Annotated in this window: 4 protein-coding genes; 2 read left to right on the top strand and 2 right to left on the bottom strand. The window is 61.8% G+C overall.

Features of this window, described 5'->3' with window-relative positions; genetic code table 11:
* Positions 1 to 150: 150 nt before the first annotated feature.
* Positions 151 to 1,584 (bottom strand): MFS transporter, encoded by a 1,434-nt coding sequence (locus DBP26_RS26750; protein ID WP_108576114.1) that lies wholly within the window; start codon positions 1,582 to 1,584, stop codon positions 151 to 153.
* 54 nt (positions 1,585 to 1,638) lie between these two features.
* Complete coding sequence (locus DBP26_RS26745) at positions 1,639 to 2,880, bottom strand: glutamine synthetase family protein (RefSeq protein WP_177411146.1); 1,242 nt, start codon at positions 2,878 to 2,880, stop codon at positions 1,639 to 1,641.
* Between the two features lie 380 nt (positions 2,881 to 3,260).
* Between DBP26_RS26745 and vioA the strand changes: the two genes are divergently transcribed.
* Both vioA and DBP26_RS26735 read left to right on the top strand, forming a co-directional pair.
* Positions 3,261 to 4,379, top strand: coding sequence for a dTDP-4-amino-4,6-dideoxy-D-glucose aminotransferase VioA (gene vioA / locus DBP26_RS26740; RefSeq protein ID WP_108576116.1), 1,119 nt, complete (start codon positions 3,261 to 3,263; stop codon positions 4,377 to 4,379).
* 115 nt (positions 4,380 to 4,494) lie between these two features.
* On the top strand, positions 4,495 to 7,461 hold a 2,967-nt coding region (locus DBP26_RS26735; protein ID WP_112235859.1), incomplete at its 3' end, for a glycosyltransferase.

The raw sequence follows: 7,461 nt of genomic DNA, 5'->3' as shown, positions 1-7,461 counted from the left end.
CCAGGAGCGAATGGCTTTGGTTACTTTCCCCGAAAGGAAAGTGACCCGCTGTAAAAGCGGAACAGTGAATCAGCGTCACCCTCGCCAATGGATCAGCCCTCACCATCCAGACCACTGCGTAAAAAGGGCAAAAGCCAACGCAGGCACAGCCTAAAGCGGCCGATCCACCCCGACGTCCCGTGCCGCATCAGCCGATACAACCGCGCTCACCTCATCGACCACCGCCACCGGCCGCACCACGCCCTCCCCCGAGGGCACGACACGCTCGGGCGACTCCGCGACAGGCTCAGCCTCCACAGGGGCCACATACCCAGGCTCGTTCGGGTTCTGCATCTGATCCTGAACCACCTGCTCATCCACCCGAGGGTCAAGCGCCACAACCAGCGGCGAACTGGCGCTGCTGTCCGGCATGGCGACGTGGTGCAGTGGTGCGTCCTGCACCTGATGCAGGTTGGTGACGGCCTTCGGACGCACCCGCAAAACCAGCATCAGCGCGGTCAGGCAGACAAACGCATACAGCATGTTGCTGCCGAATTGCTTCATCAACACACCCGCCACCAAAGGCCCGATACTGGCCCCCACCCCGTACGTCATCAGCAACATGGCCGTCAGCGAGACGCGACGCTCGCCTTCGACGTGGTCGTTGGAAAATGCAACCGCCAAGGGGTACAGGGAGAACTGCAACAGCGACGCGAGAAAGCCCATGACGAACACCGCTTCAATCGGCATCGAGGGGAAGATCGCCAGCGGCAGGCCAGCCAGCAACAGCAGCCCGGCCGCACCGCGAATCAACCAGGCGCGGTCATAGCGATCGGACAGCTTGCCCAGCGGCCCCTGCACCAACAGACCGGCCCCGATACAGGTCGCCATGAACAGACCCACATGCTCAGTGGACAGCCCTTGTTGCGCGGCGTACAGCGGCGCCAGACCGTAGAACGAGCCAATGATCAGCCCGGCACTCAACACCGTGGTCAACGACTGCGGCACGCGGCGCATGAAGAACAACGGCTCCAGCGGCGCAGGCCGCATCGGCGCCGGGTGAATGCTGCGGGTCATCGCCACCGGCACCAGGCACAAGGTGAAGCACAGGGCGACCAGCATCAGCAGTTCGGGCCCCAACTGAGGGTGCACCACCAGAATCAGTTGCCCGAGCACCAGCCCCAGGTAGGACGCGATCATGTAGCCGCTGAACACCGTGCCGCGCTGCCGGGGCGACGCCTGCTCGTTCAGCCAGCTCTCGATGACCATGTACTGACACATCATGCCGAGGCCGACGATCATCCTCAGCACGATCCAGGCGGGCAGGTAGTCGATCAGTCCATGGCCGAGCACGGCCGCCCCGACGATCCCTGCACACGTCGCATAGGCACGGATATGCCCCACCCGACCGATCAATCGGTGGCCAACCTTGCCACCCAGTGCCAACCCCACGTAGTTGGCGGCCATCAGCGCACCGACCCACAGGCCATCGACCTGATCGGCGGCCAGACGCAAGGCAAGGTAAGTGCTGAGCAGGCCTGAACCGATCAACATCATCAGTGAGGCGAAATACAGCGCTCGAAAGGATTTCCAGATTTGGCGCATCGGCTTTCCAAAAAACGCAAACCCTCGTCAATGGAGGGTTTGCGCAAGACGTTTTTAAGCTTGGGCAGCCAACACACGTCGCTCCCAAGGGGTAATTTCGTTAAAGAAACTGGTCAATTCCAGGGTCTTCGACGCGATGTAGCCTTCGATGAATTCGGCCCCGAACAGTTCCTTGGCCAGCAAGCTGCGTTTCAGACGCTCCAATGCCGCATGCAAGGTACATGGCAGCGAAAGATTATCTGGAACGGCGAACTCACCTTGAATCGGCGCCGACGGTGCCAGATGGTGCTCGATCCCGTACAGGCCCGCTGCAAGACTAGCCGCTATCGCCAGATAAGGGTTGGCGTCCGCACCCGGCAAGCGGTTTTCCACCCGTCGAGCCACTGGCGCACTCGCCGGGATGCGCAGCCCGGCGGCACGGTTGTCATGGGACCAGCAGGCATTGTTGGGCGAGGCGAAAGGGTGACACAGGCGCTGGTACGAATTGACGTTGGGCGCGAACAGCGCCGTGAAGTCCGCCATCGCGGCCTGCTGCCCCCCGATGAAGTGATGAAACGCAGCAGTGGGTTCGCCTTGGGCGTCGCTGAAGATGTTCTGCCCGCTCGCGCTGTCTACCACGCTCTGATGAATGTGCATTGAGCTGCCCGGCGTATGCGCCAGCGGTTTGGCCATGCAGACCACGGTCAGGCCGTGCTTGAGGGCCACTTCCTTGAGCATGTGCTTGAACAGGAACGTCTGATCGGCTAGCAGCAGTGGATCGCCGTGCAGCAGATTGATCTCGAACTGGCTGACGCCCATCTCGTGCATGAAGGTGTCGCGCGGCAGCCCCAGCGCCGCCATGCAGGCGTAAACCTCGGTGAAGAACGGGCGCAAGCCGTTGTTGGAGCTGACACTGAACGCCGACTGACCGTCCTCGCGGCGGCCGTCCAGACCGACTGGCGGTTCGAAGGGCAGGTTCGGGTCGCGGTTGGGCGCGAAGACGAAAAATTCGAGTTCAGTGGCCACCACCGGTGACCAGCCATGGCGGGCGTAGCGGGCAATCACCGACTTGAGCTGACCCCGGGTGGAGAGCCCGGAAGGCTCGCCATCCAGCTCATCGGCATCGCAAATGGCCAGAGCCCGTGGTTGTTCGCTCCACGGCAGGCGGTGTATCTGCCGGGCATCGGCCACCAGGGCCAAGTCGCCGTCATCGCTGCCATAGAACTTTGCGGCGGGGTAGCCGCCCATGATGCATTGCAGCAAGACGCCTCGTGCCAGTTGCAGACGGCGCCCCTCCAGGAAGCCCTCCGCCGTCATCACCTTGCCGCGAGGCACGCCGTTCAGATCCGGGGTAACGCATTCGACTTCATCAATGCCTATCAATCGCTGCGCGAGTGAAGTGTGACCATCGCTCAACATGACTCAAATCCTTTTTATGAAGCGGCGCACGAGCCGTGTTGATGCCGGTCGGGCGGTGCTCTGACAGGCCGCGGTGGCGGCGAGGTGTACAAAATAGACATCAGGCGTTCGGAATATCAAGCGCGTCTTTCGTCCAGCCCAAGGTTGGCCGGGTTCTTGCTATTTCCGCATGGATAGCGCTTTAAGCGCCATTTCCATGACAGCGAGCATAACGGCGTCCGTCAGCTTGCAGGCCATGTGGATTCGCCGTTATGCGACCATGGAGCACAGGATTCCTCATGAGTAAGAAGATCCCCGTCACACAGCCTCTGCTGCCCCCACTGGAGGAGTTCGTTCCTTACTTGGAGTGGATCTGGGAAAGCCGCCATCTGACCAATGCGGGGCCGTTTCACGAGAAGCTGGAAAGGGATCTTGCCGACTACCTGGGCGTTGACCACCTGTGCCTGTTCTCCAACGGCACCATGGCGCTGCTGACGGCGCTGCAGGCGCTGCGTGTGACGGGCGAAGTGATCACCACCCCCTACTCGTTCGTCGCCACGGCCCACTCGCTTCTGTGGAACGGTCTGAAGCCGATCTTCGTCGACATCGCCCCTGGCTCGTTCAATCTCGACCCGGATCGCATCGAAGAAGCCATTACGCCTGCCACCACCGCCATCATGCCGGTGCATTGCTATGGCACGCCGTGCGACGTCGACCGCATCCAGAAGATCGCGGACCGCTACGGGCTGAAAGTCATCTACGACGCCGCCCACGCCTTTGGTGTCCGCCATCAGGGCCAAAGCCTGCTGCGGCACGGTGACCTGTCGATTCTGAGCTTCCATGCCACCAAGGTCTTCAACACCTTCGAGGGCGGCGCCATCGTTTGCCCGGATGCGAAGACCAAACAACGAATCGATTACCTGAAAAACTTCGGTTTCGCCGACGAGGTCACCGTGGTTGCGCCAGGCATCAACGGCAAGATGAGTGAAATCAACGCCGCCTTCGGCCTGTTGCAGCTCAACTACATCGACGGTGCCTTGGCGCGCAGAAAACGCATCGACACGATGTACCGCGAGGCCATCGCCGACATGCCAGGCCTGCAACTGTTCTACTCACCGAACGACGACCACAACTTTTCCTATTTCCCAGTGGTGGTCGGGGACGATTTTCCGCTGTCCCGCGATGCGCTGTTCGAGCGGTTCCGTGCCCGTGACATTCTCGTCAGGCGCTATTTCTACCCGCTGATCTCGACGTTCCCGATGTATCGCAACCTGGAATCGGCCAAACCGGAGCGGCTGAAAGTCGCCACTGATATTTCCAGCCGCATCCTCTGTCTGCCGATTTTCGATGCGTTGGACGGCGAGGCCTTCGACAGCGTCATCGACGTGCTGCAAAGCGCCTTGGCCGAACGGGCCTGACACGCCTCTTTCTTGCAGCGCCCCGGCAAGGCGGGCGCTGCCTACACAGTACGCCCCAGCCACCCGCCGGGTTTTCAAAGCGTCGGGGTCGGCCCAACCGGATGTAAGGATTCAGATGAACGCGTCACGCCTGGTCAGCATCGTCATTCCGGCCTATAAGCCGCTCTACTTCGAGGTCGCGCTGCGCAGCGCGTTCGCGCAGGACTACGATCAACTGGAGATCGTCATCTGTGACGACTGCCGTGACGACGGTATCGTCGACCTGGTCGAAAAGCTCACCCCGCAAAGCCCTTGGCCGATCCGCTATTACCGCAACGAACACCCACTGGGTGAAGCACTGAACGTGGCACGCGGCATCCGTGAAGCCCGTGGCCAGTACATCAAATTTCTGTACGACGATGACCTGCTGGAGCCTGATTGCGTCAGTACGCTGGTGGCCCTGCTCCATGGCCATCCGGACATCACGCTGGCCGCAGGTACGCGACGTCTGTTCGATGAACAAGGCGAACTCCTGCCGGACAACCTGCTGACCTACTTCCCGTTCGAAGACGACGTGGTCATTCATGGGCCTGAGCTGGTGGCCCTGTTGTCCGAATTGCCGCTGACTTTCATGGGTGAGCCCAGTGCGGTGATGTGCCGCCGAGACGATGTGCTGGCGTACGGCCAGGACCTGATGTCATTGAAAGGTCAGACGATCCACTGGCTGGGCGACATCAGCCTGTACGTGAAATTGCTGCGGCAGGGAAACCTGGCCCTGCTTAAACGCCCGCTGTCTCGCTTCCGCATGACCGACACTCAGAGCAGCAGCATCGCCCGCGCCGCACCGCAGATCGCCAAAGAAGGCCACAACCACTATTACCGCATCACCAAGGAATTGGGGTGGCTACGCGAATACTGGATCAATGGCGACGTGAAAATCGCACCGCTGAGCGACCGGGAGCGTTTTGCAGGCTTCAATCTGCGGGCCTACTACCTTGAGAAGCCGGTCACCGAACTGCGTCATGACCAGATCCAGCAGTGGACCGAAAAGCGTCGCCCCAGCGGGCCGCAAAAGCCGCACATCGTCCGTTATTTTCAACATCACCACGGCGCACCTCGCCTGGCGATTTTCGTCTCGGACCTGCAGGGCAAGGCCGCACCCTTGCAGCGGACCCTGGCCAGTGTCGAGGCCACCCTGCGCAGTTGGATGCCGCCGCAGGTGGTCGTTTTCTTCGACCCGGCCAACGGCCATCCGGACGCAGCGGGCAACGTCCTTTACCTGCCCGTGGACGCCGCCAATCGCGCGTCGCAACTGAATCGAGCACTGGAAGACAGTGGCTTCGACTGGTTCATGTTGCTCGACGCTGGCTCGACCCTCAACGCCGCCGGTGTCCTCAAGGCAGCGGTCAAACTCACCGAGACCCCCACGACCCGTGCGTTGTTCGCCGATGAAATCGCGCAAACCGCCGAGCCCTCCTCGGAAGTGATGCTGCGGCCCGACTTCAGTCTGGACTATCTGCTCAGTTGCCCCGACGCCATGGCCCGGCACTGGATCTTCAACCGCTACGCCGCCATCGACGCAGGCCGCTTCGATGAGCGCTACCCTCAAGCGCTGGAGCTGGACCTCATTCTGCGGCTGATCGAGCACGATGGCCTGGACGGGCTGGAGCACATCGCCGAACCTCTGGTCACCTACCGGCCCGAGCCGCGTGAAAGTAACCCGGACGAGGTGCGCACGCTGCAGCGCCATCTCGTCGCTCGCAATTACGTCAATGGCCAGGTCCTCGAAACCCGCCCACGGCACTATCAGCTCCAGTATGGGCACGCCGGGCAACCGAAGGTCTCGATCATCGTCACCAGCCGCGATCAGATCCTGATGCTGCAGCGCTGCGTGGAAAGCATTCTGGAGAAGACCACCTACCCCCGCTACGAGATTCTCATCGCCGACAATGACAGCGAGGACCCGCTCGCCGTGGAGTGGCTGCTGGGCGTCGAAGCCATGCAACTCGAACAGGTGCGGGTGCTGCGTTGCCCGGCGCAGATGAGCCGTTCGGCCACCTGCAATCTGGCTGCCCGGCACGCCACTGGCGACTACCTGCTTTTGCTGAGTCCGCACACCGCCGTGCTGCACGACAATTGGCTGGATAACCTGCTCAACCACGCCCAGCGTCCGGAAGTCGGCGTGGTTGGGGCGAAGTTGCTCGCTCCCGACAATACCATCGACCACGCGGGGCTGGTGCTTGGCCTGGAAGCGCCCGCCACGCACCTGTTAAGCGGGCAAAACGCGGCCAGCGAAGGCTACATGCAACGTCTGGTGGTGGATCAGAATTACAGTGCGGTCAGCGGCGCGTGCCTGATGATCGCAAGCGCCCTGTATGACGCGTTGGGCGGAATGGACGAAGGCGATTTCAACGAGGCGCTCGGCGACGTCGACCTGTGCCTGCGGGTCAAAGACACGGGGCGGCTGGTCGTCTGGACGCCACATACCGTCCTGCTGCACGAGGCGCCGGTGACCGCCGAGCCGGCCGCTCCGACCGCTCTCGCGTTCTACGGCAAATGGCTGAACGCGGTCGCCCACGATCCGGCGTACAACGACAACTTTTCGTCCAGAGCCCAAGGTGTGCAACTGGAGACCAACACCGAGCTGACGTGGCGCCCGCTGTCGTGGCGACCTGCTCCAGTCGTGCTGGCGCACCCGAGCGATCTGGGCAAAACCACTACACGCTTGTCAGGGCCGCTCAAGCAGTTGGCCGAAAACCTGACCCTCGAGCCGGTGATCACCCCGGATCTGCTGACCGTGGCCGAACTCGCGCGCCTGAAGCCGGACACCCTCATCCTGCAAAACCCGCTGACTGACGCAGCACTGCACAACCTTACCGTCACTCGCGCGCTGAGCAAGGCGATGCGCATCTACGACGTCGGCGAGTACCCGGTCTCCTCTTCACAAATCACCGGTGCGCCTTCGGATGAGCGGCTTCGCCACACGTTGCAGGCCGGGCTGAAGTTGATGGACAAAGTCATCGTGTCCAGCGCTGGACTGGCCGACGTACTGAGCTCTTTTCATCCCAGAATCGAAGTCATTGAAGAACGGCTGGAGCCCCGC

Origin of the sequence: Pseudomonas sp. RIT409 (assembly GCF_003052515.2) — a bacterium.
Taxonomy (GTDB): Bacteria; Pseudomonadota; Gammaproteobacteria; order Pseudomonadales; family Pseudomonadaceae; genus Aquipseudomonas.
This window is presented reverse-complemented; position numbering and strand designations above follow the sequence as displayed.